The sequence below is a fragment of the Variovorax sp. S12S4 genome (assembly GCF_023195515.1).
Lineage (GTDB): Bacteria > Pseudomonadota > Gammaproteobacteria > Burkholderiales > Burkholderiaceae_C > Variovorax.
Genome location: NZ_JALPKR020000002.1, coordinates 469,269 through 492,353, shown reverse-complemented (window position 1 = coordinate 492,353; position 23,085 = coordinate 469,269). Strand labels below are relative to the sequence as shown.

The following is a 23,085-nucleotide window of genomic DNA, read 5'->3' as shown; positions in this document are numbered from 1 at the left end:
AGTTTCTTTTTGCAAGCGCTTGCTGCCACGATGCCCTTCACCCGAACAACCGGTGGAGAACATCGATATGGCATCCGAATTGAATCAAATCGCAAGCTGGTCGCTGCGCTGGCGCATCGTGCTGGCCGGCGGCCTTTGCCTGACGGCGGCGCTCTCCGCGGCGCAGCCGGCGGAACCGAAGATCGTCTTGCATGCCGAGCAGCGGTTTCAGCTGGCACTCGAAGCACAGACGGCCCGCGACTACCGCACCATGCTCGATGAGCTCCGGCAGGCTGCTGGAGAGGGCAGTGCCGAGGCGCAGGAGATGCTGGGCATGGTGCTGCTGGCAGGGCCCACGCTCTACGGATCGGCCGTCAAGGCAGACCGCTGCGAGGCCCGCGGCTGGATGATGAAGGCGGCGTCGCAGGGCAGCGATACGGCGAAGAGCCAGCTCATCTTTCTGAACAGGCTGCGCCAGTCTCCGGCGGGCAGAAGCGCTTGCGAATAGGCTTCGAACAAGTTGTTGACGGATGAGTCTGCATCCTGGCGGCCGTGACCTGCGGTTACCAGAGCGTGTGCGAGGATGCTTCTTCCGGAAATGCGGGGCTAGACTCTTGGCTCGCAAACCCCTCGGTACCCACGGTACGAGACAGACTCATCATGAAACCCTGGTTGATTTACATCGCGCTTGCTTCGGCAGGCACCGCCAACGCTGCTGCTGAAAACTGCGAAGCACTGCGTACCCAGATCGAAGCGAAGATTGCCGCGGCCGGCGTCACGCGGTTTACCGTAGCCACCGTCGATGCGAATGCAGAGGCGAGCGGCCAGGTGGTGGGCAGCTGCGAGCTCGGCAGCAAGAAAATCGTTTACCAGCGCGAAGGTGCATCGCCCACATCACCCGCGCAGGAAGCCGCCTCGAACGGCGCGCCCCCGCGCGCGGCCGACGAACGCATCCTGACCGAATGCAAGGACGGCACGGTTTCCGTCGGTGGCGACTGCAAGAAGTAGCCGCCCGGCGTAAAGCCTCTTCCGGAGAAAACCTTGTCATCCAAAGCCTTCCGCATTGCACTCTCGGCGTCGGCCGCTGCCATTGGCGGCATCGCCGCGTACTGGACGCTCCTGGCAACACGCCAGGGGCACATTCTGTTCAACGCCCGAAAGCTGCCCGTCGTTCATCTGTCCGACGACTTTTCCACCTACTCGCACACGGTGCCGGGCGGCATGGTGCGCGGGTATGTCTATCACCCGCATGGCGAAGAGGCACTGCAAGACCTCTTCATCTACTTTGCCGGGCGGGGCGAGGACGTGCGCGCCACCGCGCAGGCATTGCACTGGCTACCGGAAGGTTTCGGCTTTGCCGCGGTCAACTACCGGGGTGTGGCCGATTCGCAGGGCCATCCCTCCGAGATCGCGTCGGTTGCGGACGCCATCCAGTTCGCCCGCCACTTGCGCAAGGCCTTTCCGCAGGCGCGCCTGCACGTGGTCGGCCGAAGCCTGGGCACGGGCGTGGCCATCCAGCTGGTGGCGCAGCAGGAGTTCTCCAGCCTGCAACTGGTCACGCCCTACGACTCGATGCTGGAAGTGGCCAAGAGGCGCTTTCCGCTCGTGCCGCTTGCGCTGCTGCTGCGGCATCGCTTCGATTCACTGACGCACTGCAAGGAAGTGGCCGCCAAGACCCAGGTGCTGCTGGCCGAGCATGACGACGTGGTGCTGCCCGAGCGCTCGCAGAAGCTCATCGCCGCATGGCCGACGCCCATCTCGGTGCAGACCGTTCCCGGCTCCGACCATCACAGCATCATGGGCCTCGAAGCAACCTGGCTCCACCTTGTCGACTTCGCGCTGACGGCCATCCTTCCCGAGCCGGTCGCAGCCTGAGCCGCTGGAGGCGCCTTCAGCCGGCACCCAGGGCCGCAAAGCCACATTCAAGATCGCGCAGCAGATCCGAGGGCGCTTCGAGCCCCACGTGCAGTCGAATGACAGCACCACGCCGGCTCCAGTCGGTCACGCTGCGCGCTGCGCGCATGTTGGCCCAGGCCACCAGGCTCTCGTAGCCGCCCCACGACGAGCCCCGGCCGAACAGCGACAGCGCATCGACGAGGCGATCGACCGAAGCGTCCTCGATGCCCGGCTGCAGCTCGAACGAGACGAGCCCGTTGGTGCCACGGCAATCGCGCTTCCAGAGGCCGTGGCCCGGATGCTGCGGCAGCGCGGGGCAGAACACCGCTGCCACTTCGGGCCGTGCCTCCAGCCAGTGCGCCACTTCCATCGCATGCCGCTCGTGCATTTGCAGCCGGGCGGACAGCGTGCGCATGCCGCGCAGCACCAGCCAGGCATCGTCGGGGCTCACGGTCATGCCGAAGGCGTCGCAGCGCTCATTGAGCGGCTGCCAGGCCTCGCGCGTGGTGGCGACGGTGCCCATCATCACGTCCGAATGGCCCGAGAGGTATTTGGTGGCGGCCATCAGCGAGATGTCGGCGCCCAGCGCGAGTGGCCGGTATTGAACGCCCGAGCCCCAGGTGTTGTCCGCCGCCAGGAGCGCGCCGCGCGCGTGGGCCAGTGCGGCCAGCCTGGGCAGGTCGCACATCTCGTAGACCAGCGAACCTGGGCACTCGGCATACACGAGCCTGGTGTTCGGCTCGAACAGCTCTTCGATGCCGCTGCCGTCCGCGGCAAAGAAGGTGCAGCGGATGCCATAGGGATCGAGGAACGAATGCACGAGGTTGCGCGCCGGTTCGTACACGCTGTCCGACATCAGCACATGGTCGCCGGGCTTCAGGTACGACAGCAGCACCATGCCGATGGCGGCAAGGCCGGTGGGGAAAAGGCGCGTGCGGTGGGCGCCTTCGAGTTCGCTCACCGCGTCTTCGAGCGCGAAGGTGGTGGGCGTGCCGCGTGCGCCGTAGCTGAAGGCGCGCTCGCCATCGCGCCGCGCGCGCGTGTCGCGCATGGCGGCCACGCTGTCGAACAGCACGGTGCTCGCGCGCACCAGCGGCGTGTTGACCGGCGAGCCGCCGAAGTAGGCCGGGGCCTTGCCGGTGTGGACGAGCCGGGTGTCGAGGGACTGGTCTGCGGGATCTTTGGGCGAATCGGACATGGTGTGTTTCAGCGAGCGCGGGCCCCTATGGGGCGTCAATCCGCCTTCGCGCCGGAAAGCTTGACGATACCCGACCAGCGGTCGATGTCCTGGCGCAGCTGCGCGGCAAAGGCTTCGGGCGTGCTGGCCACCACCTCGCTGCCGCCGTCGTTCACGAGCTTGGTCACTTCGGGCAGGCGCAGCGTGCGCACGATGGCCTCGTTCAGGTAGGCCACGCGCTCGGGCGGCGTGCCGGCTGGCGCGAAAAAGCCATACCAGTCTTCGAAGCGGGCATTGGCGTAGCCCAGTTCCTCGAGCGTGGGTACCTTGGCGAACACGCCGATGCGGCGTGGGCTGGTGACGGCAAGCACGCGCAGCTTGCCGTTCTGCACCATGCCCGCGACCGAGGAGGTCGAGGTCACGAGCACATCGACCTGCCCGCCGAGCAGGTCGGTGAGCGCGGGGCCGGCGCCCTTGTAGGGCACGTGGGTCATGTCCACGCCGCTGTTCTTTTGCAGCACCACGCCGACCATGTGCGAGAGCGTGCCATTGCCCGGCGTGGCATAGGTGACCTTGCCGGGGCTCGCCTTGGCGCGCGTGACGAGGTCGGCAAAGGTCTTGTAGGGCGAATTGGCTTCCACCACCAGCGCGAGCGGCGCCGCGTTGATCTGCGTGATCGGCATGAAGTTCTTCAGCGGATCGAAGCCGGGCGCCGAGTAGAGCGAAGGGTTCACCGCCATGATCGACACCTGCGAGGTCAGCACCGTGTAGCCGTCGGGCCTGGCCTCGGCCACCGACTTGGCGCCGATGTTGCCGCCCGCGCCGCCGCGGTTGTCCACCACCGCGGCCTGGCCCATGATTTCCGGCAGCCGCGTGGTCACCAGCCGGGCCGTGGCGTCGTTGCCGCCGCCTGGGGGAAAGGGCGAGACGAACTTCACCGTTTGCGACGGAAAGCCGTCGCGTGCCGGCAGCGGCTGGGCCGAGGCAGGCTGCAGGGCCATGGCCGCGAGCCATGCGGCAGCGACGGAAAGGCGGGCAAGGCTCGGAATGCGATGGGCAGACGACATGACGGGACTCCTGGAAAGGAACTGACAACGGCGCACGGATGAGGAAGAGCAAGCGGGACTAGGCGTGCGGACTCTCGGAAGCGACAGGCAGCCTGAAAGCCGAGCGCTCCTGCGCATCGAGCTGCGCCACCAGCCCGGTCTCCCAGGCCAGGTAGCAGCGCGCGGCTTCCTTGTTGCCGTCGTGGCGGTCGTGCACGAAGAACAGGTAGTCGATGCAGTCCGCATCGGTGGGCAGGGCGGGCGTGGCTTCCACTGGAAGCCCGGCGCCGCGCCATGCGGCCATGCCGCCTGCAAGCAGCAGCGGCGCGTGCGAGAGGCCGGCCAGCTCCGACGCCGCGGCCCAGGCCGCGAGCGCATCGTCGTCGGCCACCAGCACGAGCTGGCGGGTTTCGTTCTTCAGGTCGTCGGCCAGGCGCGGGCGTATCGACCAGCGCGCCTGCGGGATGTGGCCGGCACGGAACTGCATGCTCGGGCGCAGGTCGACCAGCGCCACGTCGCCCTGCGCGAGGCGGGCGGACAGCGCCTGTGCGTCGATCGTCGACAGCGCAGGTGCTGCCGGCGCAGCGGCGGGCGCGAGCGACAGCCCACTCGCTAGCCCGCCTTCGAGCACGCTCGCCTCGTGGCCCATCTGCCGCAGCCAATGCGCAATGGTGGGCGCACGCACGCCGTCGTTGTCGAACAGCACGAGCCGCGCGCCGCGCACGCCGACGTACTGGTCGCCGGCCTGCATCAATTGCCCGCCGGGCGTGTGCTGTGCGCCGGGCAGCGTGCCGGCCGCGAATTCCTCGGGCGTGCGCACGTCGCAGAGAAACAGGGTGCGGCTGGCATCGCCGGCCCATTGACGCACGGTCTGCGCGCTCACTGTGGGTACGCCAAAGCGTTCGGCCAGCGCCTTGGCGGCCGGCCGAAGATCTGTGTTGCCGCTGTCCGCTGCATAGCGCCGCGTGCCGCCGTGCTCCAGCGCGTGGTCGTTCAGGTACCAGCCCTGCGTGCCGTTCTCCAGCGCATAGACGGGGTTGGGAAGACCCAGGTTGATGAGCGTCTGCGCGCCGATGATGCTGCGCGTGCGGCCCGCGCAATTGATGACGATGGGCGTGGTGGTGTCGGGCACCAGCCGGCGCACGCGGTAGGCGAGCTCGCCGTTGGGGCAGCAGGTGGCCGTGGGGATGTTCATCTTGTGGAACTCGCTCACCGGCCGGCCGTCGAGTACCACCACCTTCTCCTTGCGCCCCAGCATCTCGGCCAACTGGTCGGCGCTCACGCGGGGCGTGTGATAGGCCTCTTCGGCCAGCTCGCCGAAGGTCTTCGAAGGCAGGTTGACGCCTGCGAAGAGCGCATGGCCCGCGATCTTCCAGGCGCGGGTGCCGCCCTGCAGCACATGCACGCCGGTGTAGCCCAGCGCAGCAAGCCGGCGGGCGGCGCGCTCGGCCACATCGCAGTCGCCGTCGTCATACACGACCGCGCGCAAGCTGCGGCGCGGCACGAGTCGCGGTGCGTCGAGTTCGAGCCGGCTGAAGGGCAGGGGAATGCCGTAGAACAGATGCGCCTCGCCGTACTGGCCGTGCTCGCGCACGTCGAGCAGCGCGATCTCGCCGCCGTCGTGCAGCCAGGATTTGAGGGTCTTCGGATCGATGAAAGAGGTCATGGGAAGCGAGCCGTTGGGACGAACGCGGTCCTGCGAGGCCGCGTTCTGCACGGCCCGCATGAAAGAAGACGAAGTTGAAAAAGGGGTCTAGCGGCGCGTCTGCACGCCGATGCCCATCGTCTGGTACGTGCCGGCCGCCAAGTCGTACGCGGTGCGCTGGTTCAGCGTTTCGAGCGCGCGGCCGTACATGTGCAGGTGCCGAATGACCTGCTCGCCCTGGATCTCGACCGAGTGAATGTCTTCGGGCATCAGCGCGATGCCCTTGCCGGGCGCAACCACGACCAGCGCGGTTTCCTCGAGCTTGCCGACACCCGGCACCGAGCCGTCGTCGCGCCGCTCGTACACGCGGTTGTGCTCGGTGCCTTCCACCGCGGCAATGCAGGCCCAGGTGGTGTGGTTGTGCGGCACGATCTTCTTGCCCGGCCGCATCACGTTGAGGTAGAGCGCGTAGCTCTGGTCCGGGTCCTCGGCAATCAGGTAGCGGGCCTGGTGCTCGCCGGCCTCGGGCGCAGGAAAGTCGGCGGCGCCCCAGTAGTCGGTGCGCGCAGCCAGCCCTTGCAGCGCGTCGAGCACCGCATCGAGCTTTTCGCGGGTCGGTTCAGCGCCGTCAATGGCTTTCTTCATCCGGGCAATGGACGCGGCGACCGCCTCGCGGCGTTGGTCGGACAGGGTGCTCATGCAGGGTTCTCCAGTGAGGATGCGTGTCTTGGTGTGCATTCACTGTAGTGACCGGGGTGTGACCCGACAATCCAGCCGGCGCAAGAAATACATCAATAAAATTAATGTATGCCCACGCTCGATCTTGAACTGCTGCGCTCCTTCGCGGCCGTCGTCAGCCACCACAGCTTTGCTGCGGCGGCCGTGCACCTGGGGCGCACGCAGTCGGCCATCACGCAGCAGATGCAGCGGCTCGAAGAGCAGATGGGCCACCCGCTCTTCGCCAAGCAGGGCCGGCAGAAGCGCCTCACCGAACATGGCGAACGGCTCCTGACCTATGCGCACCACCTGCTCGCGCTCAACGACGAGGCGCTGCGCAGCCTCCGGCAGGGCGAACTCGAAGGCAACCTGCGCATCGGCGCACCGCACGACGTGGCCGAGACCATGCTGCCGCTGCTGCTGTCCGAGGTGGCGCGCACTTCTCCGCTGCTGCAGCTCGACATCCACATCGGCCGCAGCCCCTACCTCATGACCTCGCTCAAGAGCGGCGAGGTCGACATGATCATCTCCAACCGCGCCGATCCGCAGTTCGATGGCGTGGTGCTGCGCAATTCACCGACCGTGTGGCTCTGCGCCGCGAGCTATGTGCACGATCCGGCCAAGCCGGTGCCGCTGATCATGGCCGATGGCCCGAGCATCTTCCGCCGCATCGGCCACGAGGCGCTCGATGCCGCGGGCGTGGCCTGGACACCGCGCTACACCTCGTCGAGCCTGATCGGCATCAAGGCCGCGTTGCGCGCGGGCCTCGGCGTGACGGCGCGCGGCGTGGAGCAGCTCGACGCGGGCCTGCGCGTGCTGGGCGCGGGCGACGGCATGCCGCGCCTGCCCGACCTGGCCTACTACCTGTACGTGCGCAGCCACGTGGTGAACCCGGTCACGCGGCAGGTGTTCGAGACGCTGAAGAAGCACCTGCGGCTGCCGCGCACCGACATGCCGGCCTGAACCCTTGGTGGGGCTAGGTGGCCCAGATGCGCGGCGAGCTCGCGGGCAGCTGCCACAGCTCGGCGCGCCAGGCCTGCCACACCTGCCGCAGCAGCTGCATCGCGGGCTCGACCACCGGCGCCAGCACGCGCAGCACGACGATCTCCGCATGCGGGCTCGTCACGCCAGCGCTCTCCTGCAGGCCGTGCGCATCGATGGCCTCGCGCGCGAGCGCAAGCAGCGTCTCGCGCCGCGCCCGCGCGGCCGGCGTGCCCGACACGAAGAACAGCGACGCGATGCAGCGATGCCCGCCGAAGCCCAGCAGGCTTTGCAGCAGCCGCTGGTCGGCCGCATCGATACGCCCGCGCTCCAGCCAGACGCCGGGCACTTCGATGTGCTGCAGATAGGTGCCGCGCTCGAAGGGCTGATTGGCGTTGGGCAACCCGAGCGCGGTCACGTCCCAGCCGATCATCTCGGCGCCGGGTTCGGCCTCGATGGTGAGCCGGTTCTCGGCCCGGCAGCCGCTGTAGCAGATGGCCTCCAGAGGCAGCCACTCGAGCCGCGCGCCCTTGGCAAGCCGGATGCGCGTGCGCTGCAGCGCCAGCTCGCCTTCGGAGCGATAGAAGCGCGAAGCACCCGGCGTGGTGATCAGCCCGTGGCTTCCGTCCGCCGCCTCGATGTCGATGTCCAGCGTGTCGCCGCCCACCAGCCCGCCCGGCGGATGAACCAGCACGTTGTGGCAGATCGCGTCTCCCTCGGGGTAAAGGCTCTGCAGGATGCGCAGCGGGCCGTCATGGCGAAAGCGCGCGACGCTGCGGGCGGTTTCCTGTCGGTAGTCGAGATGAAGATGGGCGTGCCAGGACATCCAACGAGTCTATTCGCCCGCACGGTCTTCTTCGCGCGGAACACCGAGGAACCGGCTTCGCCGGGCCTCAGGTGTTGCCCCCGGTAGGGGGTTGGCGAAGCGACACGCAGTGCGCGAAGACTGGGGGCGAGCCTAGACCCCCCACGCTCCGTCATGCGCGGCACTCGCTTCGTCGAGCAGCGCCGGGCCGATGCATTCGATTGGGTGCGGCGACGCGCGGAACACATCGCGGCACGACAGCTCCGCATCGCGCTGATCCTGCCGCTCGCCGCGGAACACGCGCAGCCGCTCGGCGTCGATGCCGAACACCACGCGGCCGATGTTCGACCAGAAGATGGCACCCGCGCACATCACGCAGGGCTCGCCCGATGCATAGATGGTGGCGCCCGCAAGCTCTTCGCGCGTGAGGCCTTTCCCGGCCAGCGCGCGCAGCGCATTCACCTCCGCATGGGCGGTGCAGTCGCCGGTTTCGGTGTTGCTGTTGCCGGCCTCGGCCAGCACCTCGCCGGCGGCCGAGACGATGACCGATCCGAAGGGCCGGTTGCCACGCCGGCGCGCCGCATGCGACCAGACGATGGCCTTGCGCAGGTAGCGCTCGTCCCGCTCGTCGAGCGTGGTTTCTTCAGGGGGTACGGTGTGGCTGTTGCTGATGTTCATGCCTTGGGTAATATCTTGGCTCATGTCTTGGCTCATGTCTTGGCTCATGTCTTGGCTCATGTCTTGGAGAGGGTACGTTCGCTCCGCGATGGCAGCATCGAAGTGTTGAAGATGGCGTCGGACGCGGGCTTGACCTTGAGGCCGAATACGTCGACGACCTCGTCGACCTGCTGCTCGAGCGTGAGCTTCCTGATGTCGCCCAGGCCGTGGCCCCGCGTGTCTGCGGCGCCCACGTATTGCGCCGTGACGCCCCAGCGCTCGAGCTCCATCTTTTCGTCGAGGATGGGTTCGCGCTGGCGCATGGCCGCAATGCTGGGCGCCGGGTTGGCAAAGGTCTCGACGATGGCGCGGTTGGTGGCGCGCAGAAAGGCTGCAACCAGCTTGGGGTTCTGCGCAATGAGGTTGCTGCTCGCAAGAATGGCGTTGCCGTACAGGTCGACGCCTGCGTCCGAATACTTGAGCACCGACAGTTCCTCGGCCTTCATGCGCGCGAAGAGCGAAATGGCGGAATCGTGAAAGTAAGTGGCTGCATCGACGTCGCCGCGCACCATCACGTTGTCGCGCGCGCTGAAGTCGGTGGTCTGCCATTGGAACGCATCGCTGCGCATGCCTTGCTTGCGCGCCACCATCGGCCACGCGCGGCGGGTCGATTCAACGGCCGCCGCGGCCACCTTCTTGCCCGCCAGGCTCTTGAAGTCGCCGGTCACCCCGCGGTCCTTGCGGCCGATGATCACGAAGGGTGCGCGGTTGTAGTACTGGTACACGGCCTGCACCATCGGGGTGCCGGGGTTCTGCGCATTGAATTCGACCAGCGAACTGATGTCGCCCAGGCCCATCTGGTAGACACCGCTTGCGATGCGCGTGATCGACGCGACCGAGCCGGCGCCGGTGTCGATGGTCACGTCCAGGCCTTCGTCCCTGTAGTAGCCCTTGCTGTGCGCGAGGAAGAAGGGCGCGGTCTGGCCGTTGATGCGGAAATCGAGTGTGAACTTGAGCGGGATCAGCTTGCCGCCGCCTTGGGCAAAGACGGCAGGGGCGGCAAGGGTGGCGGCACTGGCCGCAAGAAAGAATCGACGTTGCATGTGGGGCCTCGGAATTCTCGGGTCTTGAACCCTCCCGCCAAGGCAGGAGGCACTTCAAGAGCAATTTCCGGGCGGGCGCACAACGGTGGTGCGTGCGCTGCTGAACGCTTCTACTCTTGCGCAAGTTCATGCACGAGCCATGCCAAGCCGCATGCCACGGTCTTTTGCTCGGGCATTGCCATCGGGTGCTTGGAGGCTGCGCCGGCCCGGGCCACAATGCGGGCGCGCAATTTGCATGACAAGTGGCGCAGAGTAGAAGCGTTCAGCCCCGCGGCAGGAAATTGCTCTTTCAGGTTCGTTCGTACCCACGCGCAACAACAGAAGGAGTCCACGCATGCTCGTCACCCAACAACCCGTCTTCCGCAAGTTCTGGCATGCCGTCATGCCGCTTGCCGACCTGGCCCATGGCCCCAAGCCCTTCACGCTGCTGGGCGAAGACATCGTTCTCTTCATCGACGCCGACGGTCAGCCTGCTGCGCTGCGCGACCGGTGCTGCCATCGCACGGCCAAGCTCTCGAAGGGCTGGTGCGTCGATGGTGAAGGCAAGGCCTGCGGGCAGGGCGCCATCCAGTGCGGTTATCACGGCTGGACCTACGACCGCAGCGGGCAGGTGATCCGCATTCCGCAGTACGAGCCCGACCGCAAGATTTCGCCGGAGTACAAGACGACCGCCTACCGCTGCACTGCGCGCTATGGCTATGCATGGGTGGCCCTGGAAGAACCGCTTGCGGATATTCCAGCGATTCCCGAATTCACCGACCCGGGCTACCGCACCATCTTCCAGTTCCATGAAGAGTGGCAGACCAGCCCGATGCGGGCGCTGGAAAATTCATTCGACAACTCGCACTTCAGCTTTGTGCACCGCGCCACCTTCGGCGTGGCCGCAAGCCCGAAGCCGAGCAAATACGAGCTGGTGGAGAACGAAAGCGGCTTCCATGCGGAAACTGTGATCGAGGCCGTCAACCCCGCCAAGTTTCACGCCATCAGCGGCGTGACGGACCCGATCACCACGCGCCACATGCGCAACGCCTACTTTCTGCCGTTCTCGCGCCGGCTCGACATCGAATACCCGAGCGGCGTGCGCCACATCATCATCAACTGCTTCACACCCATCGACGATGGCCGCATGCAGCTGTGCCAATGGCTGTTCCGCAACGACACCGAGGCCGATTGCGCGGCGCAGATGTTGATCGACTTCGACGAGGAGATCACGCGCGAGGACAAGGACATCCTCGAATCGACGGACCCTGATGCGCTGGTCGACACGCGGCGTCGGGGTGTCGAATATTCGATGGAGTCCGATCGGCCTGGGATGCTGATTCGCAAGCACCTGATGCAGTTGCTTGCGAAGCATGGCGAGGCGGAGGTTTATCGCGGGATGAACGCTGTGACCATTCCGATTTCGAAGGCGGCCTGAGTTTTTTGGCGCTGTGGTTGTTCGGGGCGGCGCACCCGCCGACGGGGTACCTTACTCCGCGAATGTCCCCCGGCCTGCGGCCTCCTCCTTTATTTCGCTGCGCACGGCACCCCGCCAGCGGGTGCGATGCAAAGAGCAGTCGTTGATCAGCGATGCACCAGCAGCGCGTCCATGTGCACAGGCCATCGGGTGCTCCGCGCAGCGAAATAAAGGAGGAGGGGCGCAGCCCCGGGGACATTCGCGGAGGGGAGTACCCGGTGGCCTTTGCACGCGCCCTGAACAGCAGCCCCAAAACCACAGGCCTCAGGCCGCAGCAGTCGCAGGACTCGGGCGCGCAGTACGCGAGGTCCCTTGCGTATAGCGGTCCATCGCCAGCCCGTCCGTGCGAATCTCCGGCCGCTGACCCGTCACAAGGTCGGAGATCAGCTTGCCCGAGCCGCAAGCCATCGTCCAGCCCAGCGTGCCGTGGCCCGTGTTCAAAAACAGGTTCGGGTAGCGTGTGGCGCCGACGATGGGTGTGCTGTCTGGCGTCATGGGGCGCAGGCCAGTCCAGAAGGTGGCGCGCGGCAGATCGCCGCCGGGGAACAGGTCGCTCACCACCTTCTCGAGCGTGGCACGGCGGTGCGGGTTCAGCCGCAGGTCGAAGCCGCCGAGTTCGGCCATGCCGCCCACGCGAATGCGGTTGTCGAAACGCGTGACCGCCACTTTGTAGGTCTCGTCGAGCACGGTCGATTGCGGCGCCAGCGATTCGTCGATAAGCGGCACGGTGAGCGAGTAGCCCTTGACGGGATACACCGGAATGTCCAGCCCCAGCGATGCGATGGCCGCGCGCGAATAGCTGCCGAAGGCCACCACGTAGCGGTCGGCCGTAAGAATCTTGCCGGCCTTGGTGCGCACACCGGTGATGCGGCCGCCGTCGGTCTCCAGTCCGTCGATGGTCTGGCCGAAGCGGAAGTCCACGCCCAGGCCGCGTGCAATGTCGGCAAGGCCGCGGGTGAACAGGTGGCAGTCGCCGGTTTCGTCGTTCGGCAGGCGCAGGCCGCCCGTGAGCCGATCGCGCGCGCCGGCCAGCGCCGGCTCGACACGCGCGAGCGCATCGCGGTCGAGCAGTTCGTAGGGCACGCCGCATTCCTCGAGCACCGCGATGTCGCGCTGCACTGCATCGAGCTGCGCCTGCGTGCGGAACAGCTGCAGCGTGCCGCCGGTGCGGTGTTCGTATTGAAGGCCCGTTTCGGCGCGCAGTTGCTGCAGGCAGCCGCGGCTGTATTCGGCCACGCGCATCATGCGTTCCTTGTTCACCGCGTAGCGCTCGGGCGAGCAGTTGCGCAGCATCGCCGCGATCCAGCGCAGCTGGAACAGCGTGCCGTCCGGGCGGATCGACAGCGGCGCGTGCTTCTGGAACATCCACTTGATCGCCTTCAGCGGAATGCCCGGTGCAGCCCATGGCGTCGAATAGCCTGGCGACACCTGCCCGGCGTTGCCGAAGCTGGTTTCCTCGGCCGGGCCGGCCTGCCGGTCGAGCAGCGTCACATCGGCACCCGAGCGGGCGAGGTAGTAGGCCGTCGTGGTGCCGATCACGCCGCCGCCAAGAACGATGACTTTCATGGATATTTACCAGATTGAAGGTGAATACACGAAATCTAAGGCGCACAATCCGGTGGATTTCATCGTTTTCAAGCGGTTTTCAGTGAAAGTCACTGAAAACTTTTGCCCAATGCCCCGCGAGGAGTGAAATGCCCGAACTCGACCGCATCGACCGCAAGATCCTCGACCTGCTGCAGCGCCAGGGCCGCATTTCCATGACCGAATTGGCCGAGCGCATCGGCCTGTCGGCATCGCCTTGCGCCGAGCGCGTGAAGCGCATGGAACGCGAAGGCGTCATCAGCGGCTACCACGCGCATGTGTCGCCCGAGGCGCTCGGCAAGACGCTGCTGGTGTTCGTCGAAATCAAGCTCTCCGCCAAGTCGGGCGACGTGTTCGACAAGGTGCGCAAGGAGCTGCTCCACATGCCCGAGGTGCTCGAGTGCCACCTGGTCTCGGGCAGCTTCGACTACCTGGTGAAGGCGCGCCTGAGCGGCATGAGCGAGTACCGGCACCTCTTGGGCGACATTCTCAAGAAGCTGCCCGTGGCTGCCGAATCGCACAGCTACGTGGTGATGGAAGAAATCAAGGAAACGCTGATGCTTGCGGTCGACCGTTGAGCAAGGCCAGGGGCTACCATCGCGCCCGGCATTCACAGCCACACCCACATCCACCACCAAGGACATCGGCATGAGCATCACGGTCCGGCGCGACGGCATCACGGGCACGCGTCACATTCTCAAGATTCGCAGCCACGAGATTCCCATCGATGCCTCGCCGGCCGGCGGCGGCAGCGATGCGGGGCCCGAGCCGCACGACCTGTACGACGCCTCGCTGGCGGCCTGCAAGGCGCTCACGGTGCTGATCTACGCGCGCCGCAAGGGCATGCCGGTGGAAGACATCGAGGTGATCGTCGACCGGGACGACAGCGAGGAGCGCAAGGGCGTCTACCGGCTGAAGTCGAGCTTGCGCGTGACCGGCGAACTCACCGAGGCGCAGCGCGACGAGTTGCTGCGCGTGGCGGGCAAGTGCCCGGTGCACCGGCTCATGACCGAGGTGAAGACCGAAATCGAAACCGGCTGGGCCTGATCGGCCCCGGCACGCGGGGCACCGGCAAAGTTCAGCGTGCCACGCCCGCGCGCTTGGCATAGCGGTCGCCCCAATCCGCCAGCGGCCCGAGTGCCGCATTGAGCGATGCACCGAGCTTCGTCTCCGAATACTCCACCCGCGGCGGCACTTCGTGGAACACCTCGCGGTGCACGATGCCGTCCGCCTCCAGTTCGCGCAACTGCTGGATCAGCATCTTCTCGCTGATGTCCGGCAAGAGCCGCTTCAGCTCGCCGAAGCGGCGCGGCTGCGCATGAAGCTCCCACAGGATCACGGCTTTCCACTTGCCGCCGATGACCTCGAACGCGGGGCCGATGCCGCAGTTGTAGGGTTTTTTGTCTTTCATCCGTTCTTGCCCTTGCTGGTTGAATACATGCGTTTTGGTAAGTACCTCACTTTATTGTAGGTACTTGACCATTGAGGAGTGCAATTCCTACGATGCAGGCCTCTTCACAACTTGCGGACAACTGGCATGAGCAACAAGGAAATTACCGTCTTGGGCCTGGGATCGATGGGCGTGACCATCGCGCGGCTCTACCTCGACAAGGGCTACAAGGTCAGGGTGTGGAACCGCACGGCGGACAAGGCCGCGGCGCTGGTGAGCCGGGGCGCCGTGCTCGCGCGCAGTGCCGCCGAAGCCTTGCGCGCAAGCCCGGTGGCCCTGATGTGCGTGTACGACTACCGCGCGGTTGACGCGATTCTTGGCGCCGAGGGCGTGGCCGCGGCAATGGACGGTCGCCTGCTGGTGCAGCTCACCACCGGCAGTCCGCAGGACGCGCGCGATGCCGAAGCCTGGGCGCACCGCCAGGGCGCGACCTACCTCGAAGGCGCCATTCAGGCGGCGCCCGACCAGATGGGGCAGCCCGATACGCCCATTCTCATGTCGGGCGCACAGCACGTGTTTCGCGCGGCCGAGCCGTTGCTCGGCGTTCTGGGCGGCGGCATCGTGTACCTGGGCGAAAAGGCGAGCGCCGCCGCGGCCATGGACCTGGCCACGCTGTCGACCGTCTACGGCACCATGCTCGGCTTCTTGCACGGCGCGCGCGTGGCCGAGCATGAGGGTTTCGACGTGGCGGAATACGGCCGCATCGTGGCGGGCATCATGCCCACCTTCGCCGGGTTCCTGCAGCACGAAGGCAGTGTTATCCAGTCGGGCAACTTCGCAATATCGCAAAGCCCGATGCGCATTTCGGTGGAAGCGACCCAGCGCATCCTGCAGACCGCGCAGCAGGCCGGCATCAATACCGAGTTTCCGACGTTCGCGGCAGGGTTGTTCCAGCGGGCCGATGCAGCGGGGCTGGGTGGGGAGGAGCTGGCGGCGCTGATCAAGCTGCTGCGCGGCTGAAGGGGCCTGTAAAGGGCATGAAAGGCCGCAGTCAGCCGGAACAAGTGTGAAGAATTACACTACGACCCGCTTTACAGGACACTTTAATGAAGTGGGTCATTCTCGCCATCTTCGCGCTCAGCGCACTCTACGTTCACTTCCGCGGCCAGGTCCGGCATCGTTTTTTCAGGCAGCTTTCTGATCATTCGACCTTCCTGGCGCCGTTGAACGCCTTCATGTACATCTTCTCGAAGGTGCCGAGCACGCCGTACCTGTCGCCCGCGCAGTTTCCGGAGATGCGGGTGCTCGAAGAGAACTGGCAGGTCATCCGCGAAGAGGCGCTGGCCATGCGCAATGGCGGCAGCATCAAGGCCTCGAGCCAGTTCAACGACGTGGGCTTCAACTCCTTCTTCAAGAGCGGCTGGAAGCGCTTCTATCTCAAGTGGTACGACGATGCGCATCCCTCCGCCGCCGTGCTGTGCCCGCGCACGACCGAGCTGCTGAAAGGCATCGGCACCATCAAGGCCGCCATGTTTGCCGAGCTCCCGCCGGGCAGCCGCCTCGTGCGCCACCGCGACCCGTTTGCGGGCTCGCTGCGCTACCACCTGGGCCTGTGGACGCCGGGCGTGGAGGGCTGCTACATCGACGTGGACGGCCAGCGCTACCACTGGCGCGACGGCGAGGCCGTGGTGTTCGACGAAACCTACATCCACTACGCCGAGAACACGACCGACAAGGACCGCGTGATCCTGTTCTGCGACATCGAGCGTCCGCTCAAGTACCGCTGGGCCAGTGCCGTGAACCGCTGGTTTGCAAAGAACCTGTTGGCCGCGGCCGCTTCGCCCAACGACGTTGGCGACAAGACCGGCGGCATCAACCGCGCGTTCAAGTACATCTATCAGATCCGCGTCATCGGCAAGCGTCTCAAGGCCTGGGACAAGCGCGCGTACTACCTTGTGAAGTGGTCGATCTTCGGCGGCCTTGCGCTCTGGATCTTCTGGTAAGGCCCCAGCCTGCCGCGCGCTCCCCAGCCACCGCTGCCTGCCCATGTCCCTTGCAGACAAAGACCTGCCCGTGCCGGTCGACCTTGCCAGCGCCCAGGCGCTGATCGAGGCCGTTCAGTCCGAGGCCGCTGCGCAGCGGCTCACCCTGCGCGTGCCACCGCCCGAGCCCACCACCTGCTGCGGACGCGGCTGCAACGGCTGCGTGTGGGAAGGCTGGCTGGCAGCCATTGCGTATTGGCGCGACGAGGCGTCGCTGCTGCTGGCCTAGCGCTCTAACGCGCTTCCCAGAAGCCGCGGTGCGTGGCGATCATCTCGTCCGCCACCTCAGGCACCGGCCCGATCACCTCTATCTTCTTTTGCCCGCGCGCGAAGACCTCGCGGCAGGGCAGGCTCAGCGTGGGGTTCTCGGGGTGGTCGCCCGTGAGCGCGAGCAAGGCGCTTTCTTCCGCGCCGTAGACGATGCGGCCGATGTTCGCCCAGTAGCCGGTGCCTGCGCACATGGCGCAAGGCTCGAAGGTCGTGACCAGCGTGCATTGCCACAGATACTCCGCCGGCCAGTTCTGCGCGGCATGGCGCGCCAGCGTGGCTTCGGCGTGGTTCACCGTGTCGATGTTGCCCTGCTCGGCGAGGATGGTTTCGCCGTCGGGCGCAACGAGCACGGCACCGAAGGGATGCCGGCCCATCGCCATGGCGCGGCGGGCCACCTCGTCGGCGCGCCGCAGCGCGCGGATGATCTGGTCGCGTGTCATTCGCTCCGCATCACTGGTTTTGCGAACCGCGGTGCGCCCACCCGGTCGTGTGCTTCTCGATCACGCTGAAGAGCTCATACATCAGCATGGCCATCGCGCCCACCACCATCAGGCCTGCAAAAGCCAGGCCCATCTGCATGGCCGAGCCGGCGGAAATCAGCAGGTAGCCGATGCCTTCGTTGGCCGCCGTCATCTCGCTCACCGTGGTGCCGACAAAAGCCAGCGTGATCGCGACCTTGAGCGAGCCGAAGAAGTAGGGCATGGAGCGCGGCAGGCCGATCTTCACAAGCACATCCCAGCGCTTGGCGCCGAGCACGCGCAGCACGTCTTCCAGCTCGGGCTCCAGCGTGGCAAGGCCGGTGGCAATGTTCACCATGATCGGGAAGAAGCTGATCAGGAAGGCCGTGAGAATGGCCGGCCCGACGCCGATGCCGAACCACACCACCAGGATGGGCACGAAGGCCGCCTTGGGCAGCGCGTTGAAGGCCGTCATGAGCGGATAGATCGCCGCATACGCGATGCGCGAACTGCCGATCACGAAGCCCAGCAGTACGCCCACCACAATGGCCAGGCCGAAGCCCGCCATCGTCACCCAGAAGGTGCGCCATGCATGGCCCGCGATGATTTCCTTGAATTCCCAGAACTGGTTCCAGATGCGCAGCGGGCTCGGAAAGATGAAGTCCGAAACGCCGAAGCCCGCGCAGATCACCTGCCACAGCAGGATCACTGCCACGAGCAGCAGCCATGGCGACCAGCGTTCGATTTGCTTGGTGTTCTTCATGGCGCGCCTTCAGTGAGACACCGCGGCCGCTGTCTGCGCCGCGCTGATGCCCGTGTTTCGAATGGCGCCGATGTGTCCGCGCAGTTCCAGCACGATGTCGGTGAACTCCTTGGTGTACGTGAGCTCCAGTTCGCGCGGACGCGGCAGCTCGATCTCGCGCTTCACCACGAAGCGGCCCGGGCTCTTGCTCATCACATAAACCGTGTCGGCCAGGAACACCGATTCGCGCAGGTCGTGCGTCACCAGGATGACGTTGAACTGCTGCTCGGTCCAGAGGTCGCGAAGAATGCACCAGAGCTCTTCGCGCGTGAAGGCGTCGAGCGCGCCGAAGGGCTCGTCGAGCAGCAGCATCTTGGGCTCGTGAATGAGCGCGCGGCAAATGCTTGCGCGCTGCTGCATGCCGCCCGAGAGCTGCCAGGGAAACTTGTCTTCATAGCCCGCAAGACCCACCTTCTGCAGCAGCTTGCGCGCGCGCTCGACATATTCCTTGCGCTTGGCCTTGAAGCTGGAGCGGTAGGGCTCGACGATTTCGAGCGGCAGCAGCACGTTGTCGACCGTGGTGCGCCACGGCAGCAGCGAAGGCGCCTGAAACGCCATGCCCGAGATCTTGAGCGGCCCGGTCACGGGCTGGCCGTCGATGCGGATCTTGCCCATCGACGGCATCTTCAGCCCCGTGGTGAGCTTCATGAACGTCGACTTGCCGCAGCCCGAAGGCCCGACGATGGCGATGAACTCCCCGCGCCTCACCTTCAGGTCGATGGCCTCGACCGCGAAGTGGTTGGCGCGCAGCAGCTCTTCGTTGTAGGCGAGCCAGACGTCCTGAAAGTCGACGAAGGGAGCCGCGTCCGTGCTCGATGCGTCCGCTGGCATCACTTGCGCAGCACGCCGTTGAGTTCGGCCGCGGGCGGCAGCAGCGCCGCGGTCCACACCGCGTCGGGGCTCACGCGCGTCTTGGTGTTGAATGCGTCGGACACTTGCGAGGCCATCAGCGACATGCGGCCGGCGTTCACGGCGCCGAAGCCGTCGCTGCGCGCATCGGCGCTGTTGATCACGGTGTCGATGGCCAGTTGCAGGCGGCGGGTTTCGAGCTTGCTGTCGATGATGCCGTCGCGCGCCTTCACCGATTCGATGGCCACCGCCGGGTTGGCGATGACTTCCTTCGCGCCCTTGGCAAACGCCGAGAGGAATTTCTTCACTGCCTCGGGGTTCTCCTTGATGAGCTTGGGCGACGCGATGATCACGTTGCCGTACAGCTTCACGCCGTAGTCGGGGTAGGGCAGCACGACGATGTCGGCGGCCTTGGCGCCGCGTGCTTCTAGGTTGAGTAGCGAGGTAAACGTGAAGCCCGTGATCGCGTCGATGTCGCCGCGGATCAGCATGGTTTCGCGCAGCGTCGGGTCCATGGCGGTCCAGTTGACTGCGCCGATGTTGTTGGCCTTGGCAAAGATCGGGAATGCGCGGCGGCCCGCGTCGAACACCGGTGCGCCGAGCTTCTTGCCGGCCAGGTCGGCCGGCTTGGTGATGCCGCTCTTCTTCAGCGTCATGACCGAGGCTGGCGTGTTGTTGTAGACCATCATCACCGCGACCGGCTTGTTGGGGCTGTCGGGGTTGTTGGCGTGGAATTCCATCAGCGCGGCAAGGTCGGCAAAGCCCATTTCGTAGGCGCCGGAGGCCACGCGTGTGACGGTGCCGCCCGAGCCGTTGCCCGCGTCGATGGTCACGTCCAGGCCGGCGGCCTTGAAGTAGCCCTTGGCGGCGGGGTGCAGGAACAGCGCGGCCGGCCCTTCGAAGCGCCAGTCGAGCTGGAACTTGATCGGCGTCGTGGTCTGGGCAAGGGCCGAAGAAAGACCGAAGCTGAGGGCCGAGGCGGCGAGGAAGGACTGGAGCAGTTGGCGCTTGTTCATGCGAAATCCGTTGGAGGTGAATGCTTCTGCATTCAAGCAAAAACGGTGCCCGCACGCGATTGGTGCGAACCCTCCCGATGAACTGGCGCGGTGCAAAGTTGGGGCGCGGGCGTGGCTATGCGCACCCGTTTTGTGAGTTCTCGCGGATTTCAGCCGAAAGAAGCTTGAAGCTTGAACCAATTTGGGGCGCCGGCTTGCCGGCCGGCGCCCCAAGTGCCGGCCTCGCGCGCAGGTTCAGAGCGCGGCGCCGATCTTGCGCAGCTCGGCGATCTGCGGGGCCTTGGGCAGCCAGATCTTGTCGAACTCCGCAATGATCGGCGCGGGGTTGTAGCCGGCGTCGCTCTTGATGGTGATGCCGCTCGTCTTGAACTTGTCGATCAGGCCGAGTTCGGTGGTCACGATGTCCCTGATCTGCGCGTCGAGCGACTGCTTCACCAGGTCGGTGATGAGCGACTTGTCCTTGGCGTCGAGCGTCTGCCAGATGCGGCCCGAGACCAGCGGTGCAAAGGGCATGAACAGCGCGTTCATCGGCAGCATGGTCTTCGCGACCCGGTCGAAGCGCTGGTTCCATGAAAACTCGATGTCCGCCTCCAGCCCGTCGACCTGTCCGTTCGACATGGCGTCGAAAACGGCGGGCGTGGGAATCGGCGTGGGGGCGGCGCCGAGCAATTGATAGAAGTCGCGGTACACCGGCGTCGGGTTGATGCGCAGCTTCATGCCCTTGAGGTCGGTGGGCGTGGCGATGGGCTTGGTCGAAAACACCACCCGCATGCCGGTGATGCCCCAGCCCAGGCCGATGGTGCCGGTTTCGCGTGGCAGCACCTCGAGCAGCTTGAGCGCGGCCGGCGTTCGCACCAGCGACGCCACGTTGGTGGTGGAGCGCACGAGGTAGGGCGCGTTGATGGCCGCCACGCTGGAGACGCGTGAGCCGAGCTCGGCGGCCTGGATCCAGCCCATGTCCAGCGCGCCCGACTGCAGCTGCTGCATCATGGCCGACTCGTTGCCCAATTGGCCCGAATGGAACACGGTAGCGCTCAGGCGGCCGTCGGTGGCCTTCTTGAGTGCTTCGCCGAAGCCCACCGCGGCGCGGTTCCACGAGTGGCCGGCGGGCGTGATGAGGCCGAGGCGGAACTCCTTGGCGGCTGCTGCGCGCGACACGGTGCTGAACAGAGCGGACGACGCGGCGGCGGTACCGGCGGCGGCCTGGACGACGAATTTGCGGCGGGAGAGGGACATGCGAGGCTCCGGTTGAGTGAAGGAAAAACGGGGCGCTTGTCGGGCTTACTTGAGCAAGGCCAGCGACAGGCTCGGAAAGAGCGACAGCAGCACCAGCGCCGCGCAGCAGATGAGGAAGAACGGCAGCGTGACGATGAACATCTTTCCGGGCTTGGCGCCGGTGACGGCCGAAGCCACGAAGAAGCTCAGCCCCACGGGCGGCGTCATCAGCCCGAGCACCAGGTTGATCACCACCACCACGCCGAAGTGGCGCGGATCGATGCCGTAGATCTCCGTGGCAATGGGCAGCAGGATCGGCACGGTCATGATCAACCCCGGAATGCCGTCGATCACCGTGCCGATCACCAGCAGGATCAGGTTCACCAGCAGCAAGAAGGCGATAGGGTCCTTCGCCACCGTCTGGATCCATGCGGCCGTGGCCTGCGGAACCTTGCCGTAGATCAGGAGCCACGAGAACACCGCCGCCGCGGCCACCAAAAACAGCACCACCGCCGAGTAGATTGCCGACTTCAGCAGGATCTGCGGAATCATCGCGAAGCGGAATTCCTTGGTGACATAGCGGCCGATCAGCACCGCGGCCACCGCGCCCACCGCCGCCGATTCGGTCGGGTTGGCCACGCCGCCGAGGATGGAGCCGACGATCACGATGGGAATCAGCAGCGTGGGGCAGGCCGTGAGAATGGTGTGCAGCCGCTGCCTGATGGTGCGCTTTGCGGTGCGCGGGTAGTTGTAGATCACGCCCATGCATGCGATCACGATGAAGAACAGCACCGTGAGAATCACCCCGGGAATGATGCCGGCAATGAGCATGTCGCCCACCGCCACCTGCGCCAGCACGCTGTACACCACGAACATCACCGACGGCGGAATGATCGGCCCCAGCATGCCGCCGTACACCGTGATGCCGGCGGCAAAGGTCTTGTCGTAGCCCTGCTTCTCCATCTCGGGCACCATGATCTGGCTCATGATGGCCACCTGCGCCGTGGCCGAGCCGATGATCGACGACACCAGCATGTTGGCCAGGATGTTCACGTAGGCGAGGCCGCCCTTCACCGAGCCGATGAAGGCCAGCGCCAGGTCGACCAGCCGCTTGGTGATGCCGCCGCCGTTCATGACCTCGCCGATCAGGATGAACAGCGGAATTGCAATGAGGCTGTAGCTGTCGACACCGCCGAACATCTGCACCGGAAACGACTGGAAGAGCACCGTGTCGCCCGAGTTGAGGATGTAGACGATGCCCGCAAGGCACAGGCAGGCGCCGATCGGCACGCCGACCAGCATGATCAACAGGAAGAATGCGGAGGTCAGCATGTCAGTTCACCGCGTCCGCGTTGGTCACATGGAACTCGGCGTGCGTGCGCCGGGGCTGCAGGCCAAGGTCTTCGAGCAGGTTGGACAGCGCATGCAGGCTGAGCGTGGCCGAGAAGACCGGCAGGATCAGCTGGACGGCCCAGGCCGACCAGTTGAGCGTTTGCGTGCGCTCGGTATAAAGAAAGTTGAAGGACTCGGCCGCGTATTCCTTGGCATCGAAGCCATGGCGCACGATGCCCACCGGGTCCATGTAGAGCCAGCACATGGCCAGCAGCGCAAGGCCGAGCAGCAGCACGCCGCCCGAAGCGGCGGCCTTGGCAATGCGCACCGCTTTTTCGCCGAGCTTGTCGGTGAGCAGCGTCACTGCAAAGTCCAGCCGCAGCCGCGTCATTGCCGAGGCTCCGATGAAGGTGAGCCACACCACGCAGTACACCGAGGCCTCGTCCACCCAATAAAGGGGCACGCCGCTGTAGCGCGTGACCACGTTCAGCAGCACCAGCACCATGAGCAGGCCCATCAGCCCGGAAAGCAGGCGGCGCTCCCAGCGCAGGACGAAGTCGGACGCATCGAGCACCCGGCGGGAAAAGCCCCCGCGTTCCAAGGCGTGTTCTTCCATGTGAGAAGGGAAAAGAGGTGAAGGTTGAAGAAGGGCCAGAAGCCGAGGT

General features: G+C 65.9%; 27 protein-coding genes. 11 read left to right on the top strand and 16 right to left on the bottom strand.

Features of this window, described 5'->3' with window-relative positions; genetic code table 11:
• Positions 1 to 67: 67 nt before the first annotated feature.
• From M0765_RS02665 to M0765_RS02655, 3 genes are all read left to right on the top strand, one after another.
• Positions 68 to 487 carry a sel1 repeat family protein gene (locus M0765_RS02665; RefSeq protein WP_258501871.1) on the top strand — a complete coding sequence of 140 codons (420 nt, stop codon included), beginning with the start codon at positions 68 to 70 and terminating at the stop codon, positions 485 to 487.
• Positions 488 to 639: 152 nt separating this feature from the next.
• Entirely contained in the window at positions 640 to 987 is a 348-nt protein-coding gene (locus tag M0765_RS02660; protein ID WP_258501870.1) for a DUF1161 domain-containing protein, read from the top strand.
• A gap of 33 nt (positions 988 to 1,020) precedes the next feature.
• A complete protein-coding gene (locus M0765_RS02655; RefSeq protein ID WP_258501869.1) occupies positions 1,021 to 1,854 on the top strand; it encodes an alpha/beta hydrolase in 834 nt (277 codons plus the stop codon).
• A 16-nt stretch (positions 1,855 to 1,870) separates the two neighbouring features.
• Here the strand turns inward: M0765_RS02655 and metC are convergent, their stop codons facing one another.
• From metC to M0765_RS02635, 4 genes are all read right to left on the bottom strand, one after another.
• Positions 1,871 to 3,073, bottom strand: coding sequence for a cystathionine beta-lyase (gene metC / locus M0765_RS02650; protein WP_258501868.1), 1,203 nt, complete (start codon positions 3,071 to 3,073; stop codon positions 1,871 to 1,873).
• A gap of 35 nt (positions 3,074 to 3,108) precedes the next feature.
• Complete coding sequence (locus tag M0765_RS02645; RefSeq protein WP_258501867.1) at positions 3,109 to 4,119, bottom strand: Bug family tripartite tricarboxylate transporter substrate binding protein; 1,011 nt, start codon at positions 4,117 to 4,119, stop codon at positions 3,109 to 3,111.
• A 58-nt stretch (positions 4,120 to 4,177) separates the two neighbouring features.
• A complete protein-coding gene (locus M0765_RS02640) occupies positions 4,178 to 5,764 on the bottom strand; it encodes a rhodanese-like domain-containing protein (RefSeq protein ID WP_258501866.1) in 1,587 nt (528 codons plus the stop codon).
• An 87-nt stretch (positions 5,765 to 5,851) separates the two neighbouring features.
• Positions 5,852 to 6,442, bottom strand: coding sequence for a mercaptosuccinate dioxygenase (locus tag M0765_RS02635; protein WP_258501865.1), 591 nt, complete (start codon positions 6,440 to 6,442; stop codon positions 5,852 to 5,854).
• Between the two features lie 108 nt (positions 6,443 to 6,550).
• On the opposite strand from M0765_RS02635, the gene M0765_RS02630 reads away from it, so the two are divergent.
• Entirely contained in the window at positions 6,551 to 7,423 is an 873-nt protein-coding gene (locus M0765_RS02630; protein ID WP_258501864.1) for a LysR substrate-binding domain-containing protein, read from the top strand.
• 13 nt (positions 7,424 to 7,436) lie between these two features.
• Here M0765_RS02630 and M0765_RS02625 read toward each other — a convergent pair whose 3' ends face one another.
• From M0765_RS02625 to M0765_RS02615, 3 genes are all read right to left on the bottom strand, one after another.
• A complete protein-coding gene (locus M0765_RS02625; protein ID WP_258501863.1) occupies positions 7,437 to 8,267 on the bottom strand; it encodes an urease accessory protein UreD in 831 nt (276 codons plus the stop codon).
• 132 nt (positions 8,268 to 8,399) lie between these two features.
• Positions 8,400 to 8,924 carry a nucleoside deaminase gene (locus M0765_RS02620; protein WP_258508090.1) on the bottom strand — a complete coding sequence of 175 codons (525 nt, stop codon included), beginning with the start codon at positions 8,922 to 8,924 and terminating at the stop codon, positions 8,400 to 8,402.
• 56 nt (positions 8,925 to 8,980) lie between these two features.
• Positions 8,981 to 10,006, bottom strand: a complete 1,026-nt coding sequence (locus M0765_RS02615; RefSeq protein ID WP_258501862.1) for an ABC transporter substrate-binding protein — start codon at positions 10,004 to 10,006, stop codon at positions 8,981 to 8,983.
• 334 nt (positions 10,007 to 10,340) lie between these two features.
• Between M0765_RS02615 and M0765_RS02610 the strand changes: the two genes are divergently transcribed.
• On the top strand, positions 10,341 to 11,423 hold the full coding sequence (locus M0765_RS02610; RefSeq protein ID WP_258501861.1) for an aromatic ring-hydroxylating dioxygenase subunit alpha: 1,083 nt from the start codon (positions 10,341 to 10,343) through the stop codon (positions 11,421 to 11,423).
• 303 nt (positions 11,424 to 11,726) lie between these two features.
• Here the strand turns inward: M0765_RS02610 and M0765_RS02605 are convergent, their stop codons facing one another.
• Positions 11,727 to 13,028, bottom strand: a complete 1,302-nt coding sequence (locus M0765_RS02605; protein ID WP_258501860.1) for a D-amino acid dehydrogenase — start codon at positions 13,026 to 13,028, stop codon at positions 11,727 to 11,729.
• On the opposite strand from M0765_RS02605, the gene M0765_RS02600 reads away from it, so the two are divergent.
• The 3 genes from M0765_RS02600 (at position 13,027) to M0765_RS02590 (ending at position 14,093) form a co-directional block, all read left to right on the top strand.
• Positions 13,027 to 13,155: a hypothetical protein gene (locus M0765_RS02600; protein WP_258501859.1), complete on the top strand. Its 129-nt coding sequence runs from the start codon at positions 13,027 to 13,029 to the stop codon at positions 13,153 to 13,155. The genes M0765_RS02605 and M0765_RS02600 overlap by 2 nt on opposite strands.
• Position 13,156: 1 nt before the next feature.
• Positions 13,157 to 13,624, top strand: a complete 468-nt coding sequence (locus tag M0765_RS02595; RefSeq protein WP_055803119.1) for a winged helix-turn-helix transcriptional regulator — start codon at positions 13,157 to 13,159, stop codon at positions 13,622 to 13,624.
• A 70-nt stretch (positions 13,625 to 13,694) separates the two neighbouring features.
• Positions 13,695 to 14,093, top strand: a complete 399-nt coding sequence (locus tag M0765_RS02590) for an OsmC family protein (RefSeq protein ID WP_258501857.1) — start codon at positions 13,695 to 13,697, stop codon at positions 14,091 to 14,093.
• A 31-nt stretch (positions 14,094 to 14,124) separates the two neighbouring features.
• Here M0765_RS02590 and M0765_RS02585 read toward each other — a convergent pair whose 3' ends face one another.
• Positions 14,125 to 14,457 (bottom strand): winged helix-turn-helix transcriptional regulator, encoded by a 333-nt coding sequence (locus M0765_RS02585; RefSeq protein WP_258501855.1) that lies wholly within the window; start codon positions 14,455 to 14,457, stop codon positions 14,125 to 14,127.
• Between the two features lie 126 nt (positions 14,458 to 14,583).
• On the opposite strand from M0765_RS02585, the gene M0765_RS02580 reads away from it, so the two are divergent.
• From M0765_RS02580 to M0765_RS02570, 3 genes are all read left to right on the top strand, one after another.
• On the top strand, positions 14,584 to 15,456 hold the full coding sequence (locus M0765_RS02580; RefSeq protein WP_258501854.1) for an NAD(P)-dependent oxidoreductase: 873 nt from the start codon (positions 14,584 to 14,586) through the stop codon (positions 15,454 to 15,456).
• 86 nt (positions 15,457 to 15,542) lie between these two features.
• Entirely contained in the window at positions 15,543 to 16,439 is an 897-nt protein-coding gene (lpxO, locus tag M0765_RS02575) for a lipid A hydroxylase LpxO (RefSeq protein ID WP_126748103.1), read from the top strand.
• A 43-nt stretch (positions 16,440 to 16,482) separates the two neighbouring features.
• A complete protein-coding gene (locus M0765_RS02570; RefSeq protein WP_258501852.1) occupies positions 16,483 to 16,707 on the top strand; it encodes an oxidoreductase-like domain-containing protein in 225 nt (74 codons plus the stop codon).
• Between the two features lie 4 nt (positions 16,708 to 16,711).
• Here the strand turns inward: M0765_RS02570 and M0765_RS02565 are convergent, their stop codons facing one another.
• The 7 genes from M0765_RS02565 to M0765_RS02535 all read right to left on the bottom strand — a co-directional run bounded on the left by M0765_RS02565 (position 16,712) and on the right by M0765_RS02535 (position 23,036).
• Positions 16,712 to 17,188: a nucleoside deaminase gene (locus tag M0765_RS02565; protein WP_258501851.1), complete on the bottom strand. Its 477-nt coding sequence runs from the start codon at positions 17,186 to 17,188 to the stop codon at positions 16,712 to 16,714.
• Positions 17,189 to 17,198: 10 nt separating this feature from the next.
• The gene (locus M0765_RS02560) at positions 17,199 to 17,969 is read right to left on the bottom strand and encodes an ABC transporter permease (RefSeq protein WP_258501850.1); all 771 of its coding nucleotides are present in this window, start codon (positions 17,967 to 17,969) and stop codon (positions 17,199 to 17,201) included.
• A gap of 9 nt (positions 17,970 to 17,978) precedes the next feature.
• On the bottom strand, positions 17,979 to 18,839 hold the full coding sequence (locus M0765_RS02555; RefSeq protein ID WP_258501848.1) for an ABC transporter ATP-binding protein: 861 nt from the start codon (positions 18,837 to 18,839) through the stop codon (positions 17,979 to 17,981).
• Entirely contained in the window at positions 18,839 to 19,873 is a 1,035-nt protein-coding gene (locus tag M0765_RS02550; RefSeq protein WP_258501847.1) for an ABC transporter substrate-binding protein, read from the bottom strand. Before M0765_RS02550 ends, M0765_RS02555 begins: the two co-directional genes overlap by 1 nt.
• Before the next feature lie 234 nt (positions 19,874 to 20,107).
• On the bottom strand, positions 20,108 to 21,109 hold the full coding sequence (locus M0765_RS02545) for a TRAP transporter substrate-binding protein (protein ID WP_258501846.1): 1,002 nt from the start codon (positions 21,107 to 21,109) through the stop codon (positions 20,108 to 20,110).
• A 45-nt stretch (positions 21,110 to 21,154) separates the two neighbouring features.
• Positions 21,155 to 22,420 (bottom strand): TRAP transporter large permease, encoded by a 1,266-nt coding sequence (locus M0765_RS02540; RefSeq protein WP_258501844.1) that lies wholly within the window; start codon positions 22,418 to 22,420, stop codon positions 21,155 to 21,157.
• A gap of 1 nt (position 22,421) precedes the next feature.
• Positions 22,422 to 23,036: a TRAP transporter small permease gene (locus tag M0765_RS02535; protein WP_258501842.1), complete on the bottom strand. Its 615-nt coding sequence runs from the start codon at positions 23,034 to 23,036 to the stop codon at positions 22,422 to 22,424.
• Positions 23,037 to 23,085: the final 49 nt, after the last annotated feature.

Bases quoted from the DNA above. Each gene is read 5' to 3' on its own strand.
- M0765_RS02645 (WP_258501867.1), bottom strand. From the start codon at position 4,119: ATGTCGTCTGCCCATCGCATTCCGAGCCTTGCCCGCCTTTCCGTCGCT.
- M0765_RS02570 (WP_258501852.1), top strand. From the start codon at position 16,483: ATGTCCCTTGCAGACAAAGACCTGCCCGTGCCGGTCGACCTTGCCAGC.
- M0765_RS02540 (WP_258501844.1), bottom strand. From the start codon at position 22,420: ATGCTGACCTCCGCATTCTTCCTGTTGATCATGCTGGTCGGCGTGCCG.
- M0765_RS02560 (WP_258501850.1), bottom strand. From the start codon at position 17,969: ATGAAGAACACCAAGCAAATCGAACGCTGGTCGCCATGGCTGCTGCTC.
- M0765_RS02625 (WP_258501863.1), bottom strand. From the start codon at position 8,267: ATGTCCTGGCACGCCCATCTTCATCTCGACTACCGACAGGAAACCGCC.
- M0765_RS02555 (WP_258501848.1), bottom strand. From the start codon at position 18,839: ATGCCAGCGGACGCATCGAGCACGGACGCGGCTCCCTTCGTCGACTTT.
- M0765_RS02585 (WP_258501855.1), bottom strand. From the start codon at position 14,457: ATGAAAGACAAAAAACCCTACAACTGCGGCATCGGCCCCGCGTTCGAG.
- M0765_RS02665 (WP_258501871.1), top strand. From the start codon at position 68: ATGGCATCCGAATTGAATCAAATCGCAAGCTGGTCGCTGCGCTGGCGC.
- M0765_RS02550 (WP_258501847.1), bottom strand. From the start codon at position 19,873: ATGAACAAGCGCCAACTGCTCCAGTCCTTCCTCGCCGCCTCGGCCCTC.
- lpxO (WP_126748103.1), top strand. From the start codon at position 15,543: ATGAAGTGGGTCATTCTCGCCATCTTCGCGCTCAGCGCACTCTACGTT.
- M0765_RS02610 (WP_258501861.1), top strand. From the start codon at position 10,341: ATGCTCGTCACCCAACAACCCGTCTTCCGCAAGTTCTGGCATGCCGTC.
- M0765_RS02590 (WP_258501857.1), top strand. From the start codon at position 13,695: ATGAGCATCACGGTCCGGCGCGACGGCATCACGGGCACGCGTCACATT.
- M0765_RS02580 (WP_258501854.1), top strand. From the start codon at position 14,584: ATGAGCAACAAGGAAATTACCGTCTTGGGCCTGGGATCGATGGGCGTG.
- metC (WP_258501868.1), bottom strand. From the start codon at position 3,073: ATGTCCGATTCGCCCAAAGATCCCGCAGACCAGTCCCTCGACACCCGG.
- M0765_RS02605 (WP_258501860.1), bottom strand. From the start codon at position 13,028: ATGAAAGTCATCGTTCTTGGCGGCGGCGTGATCGGCACCACGACGGCC.
- M0765_RS02600 (WP_258501859.1), top strand. From the start codon at position 13,027: ATGGATATTTACCAGATTGAAGGTGAATACACGAAATCTAAGGCGCAC.
- M0765_RS02635 (WP_258501865.1), bottom strand. From the start codon at position 6,442: ATGAGCACCCTGTCCGACCAACGCCGCGAGGCGGTCGCCGCGTCCATT.
- M0765_RS02565 (WP_258501851.1), bottom strand. From the start codon at position 17,188: ATGACACGCGACCAGATCATCCGCGCGCTGCGGCGCGCCGACGAGGTG.
- M0765_RS02595 (WP_055803119.1), top strand. From the start codon at position 13,157: ATGCCCGAACTCGACCGCATCGACCGCAAGATCCTCGACCTGCTGCAG.
- M0765_RS02620 (WP_258508090.1), bottom strand. From the start codon at position 8,924: ATGAACATCAGCAACAGCCACACCGTACCCCCTGAAGAAACCACGCTC.
- M0765_RS02630 (WP_258501864.1), top strand. From the start codon at position 6,551: ATGCCCACGCTCGATCTTGAACTGCTGCGCTCCTTCGCGGCCGTCGTC.
- M0765_RS02660 (WP_258501870.1), top strand. From the start codon at position 640: ATGAAACCCTGGTTGATTTACATCGCGCTTGCTTCGGCAGGCACCGCC.
- M0765_RS02545 (WP_258501846.1), bottom strand. From the start codon at position 21,109: ATGTCCCTCTCCCGCCGCAAATTCGTCGTCCAGGCCGCCGCCGGTACC.
- M0765_RS02640 (WP_258501866.1), bottom strand. From the start codon at position 5,764: ATGACCTCTTTCATCGATCCGAAGACCCTCAAATCCTGGCTGCACGAC.
- M0765_RS02615 (WP_258501862.1), bottom strand. From the start codon at position 10,006: ATGCAACGTCGATTCTTTCTTGCGGCCAGTGCCGCCACCCTTGCCGCC.
- M0765_RS02535 (WP_258501842.1), bottom strand. From the start codon at position 23,036: ATGGAAGAACACGCCTTGGAACGCGGGGGCTTTTCCCGCCGGGTGCTC.